The organism is Nocardioides sp. (assembly GCF_035481145.1).
GTDB lineage: Bacteria > Actinomycetota > Actinomycetes > Propionibacteriales > Nocardioidaceae > Nocardioides.
Genome location: NZ_DATIHB010000146.1, coordinates 1 through 1,740 on the forward strand (window position 1 = coordinate 1; position 1,740 = coordinate 1,740).

The 1,740-nt window shown below is 71.4% G+C and carries 1 protein-coding gene; it reads left to right on the forward strand.

The features are described from left to right. Positions 1-1,740: 3'-5' exonuclease (locus tag VLF38_RS12385; protein WP_325271552.1), on the forward strand; the 1,740-nt coding region annotated here is incomplete at both ends.

A 1,740-nucleotide genomic window follows, 5' to 3' on the forward strand; every position in this document is an offset into this window, starting at 1 on the left:
GACGCCGAGGACGCCGCCAAGGAGGCGCGCAACTCCTTCGAGGAGGCCTACGCCAAGGCCTTCAGCGCCTACCAGCGCCGCCTGCGCGAGGCCAACGCGCTCGACTTCGACGACCTGATCATGACCACGGTCCACCTGCTCCAGGCGTTCCCCGACGTGCGCGAGAACTACCGCCGCCGGTTCCGCCACGTGCTCGTCGACGAGTACCAGGACACCAACCACGCCCAGTACAGCCTGATCCAGCAGCTGTGCGGCACGTCGTTCGAGATCGGCACGGCCCTCGAGGAGTCCGGGGCCGAGCAGGTCGGGCCGAGCGAGCTGATGGTCGTCGGCGACGCCGACCAGTCCATCTACGCCTTCCGCGGCGCCGACATCCGCAACATCCTCGACTTCGAGCAGGACTTCCCCGACGCGACCACGATCCTGCTCGAGCAGAACTACCGCTCCACCCAGACCATCCTCAGCGCCGCGAACTCCGTCATCGGCAACAACCGCGGCCGCAAGCCCAAGCGGCTGTGGACCGACGCGGGGGAGGGGGAGCGCATCGTCGGCTACGTCTCCGACGACGAGCACGACGAGGCACGGTTCGTCAGCGAGGAGATCGACACGCTCGTCGACGACGCCGGCATCAAGCCGGCCGACGTCGCGGTCTTCTACCGCACCAACGCCCAGTCCCGCGTCTTCGAGGAGGTGTTCATCCGCACCGGCCAGCCCTACAAGGTGGTGGGCGGGGTGCGCTTCTACGAGCGCAAGGAGGTGCGCGACGCGCTCGCCTACCTGCGGATGCTGGTCAACACCGCCGACGAGATCTCGCTGCGCCGGGTCCTCAACACGCCCAAGCGCGGCATCGGCGAGCGGGCCGAGGCCTGCGTCGCCGCGCTCGCCGACCGCGACCGGATCACCTTCTGGGAGGCGCTCGTGAGGGCCGAGGAGGCCCCGGGCCTGGCCACCCGCAGCCTCAAGAACATCGAGGGCTTCGTCGCCATCGTCCAGGAGCTCCAGTCCATGGTCGAGGCCGACGAGCGCCCCGACGTGATCCTGGAGTCGGTCCTCGAGCGCTCCGGCTACCTCGCCGAGCTCGAGGCCAGCGACGATCCGCAGGACGGCACCCGCGTCGAGAACCTCGCCGAGCTCGTCGCCGTCGCGCGCGAGTTCGCCGAGGACCCCCAGCCGGGTCCCAGCGCCGACCCCGCGGAGGTCGAGGCCGGCACGGTGGCCGTCGGGCTCGGCGACTTCCTCGAGCGCGTCGCCCTCGTCGCCGACGCCGACCAGATCCCCGACGCGCCTGACGGGGACGACTCCGGCGTCGTCACCCTGATGACCCTCCACACGGCCAAGGGCCTGGAGTTCCCCGTCGTCTTCCTCACCGGCCTCGAGGACGGCGTCTTCCCCCACCAGCGCTCGCTGGGCGACCAGCCCGAGCTCGAGGAGGAGCGTCGCCTCGCCTACGTCGGCCTGACCCGCGCCGAGAAGCGCCTCTACATCTCCCGCGCCCTGGTCCGCTCCGCGTGGGGCGCGCCCAGCCACAACCCGGCGAGCCGCTTCCTCGACGAGCTCCCGGTCGACCTCGTCGACTGGCGGCGTACGGCTGCCGAGCAGACCCGCTGGGGCCGCCAGGACCTCACGGGCGGCTCCACGCGCCTTGCCACGCCCACCGACGCCGGGCGCCGCAACTTCTCCTCCGCCGCCCTCAAGGCCGATGCCGCGGCGAAGGCCAAGACCGCCCGCGAGATCCCGTCG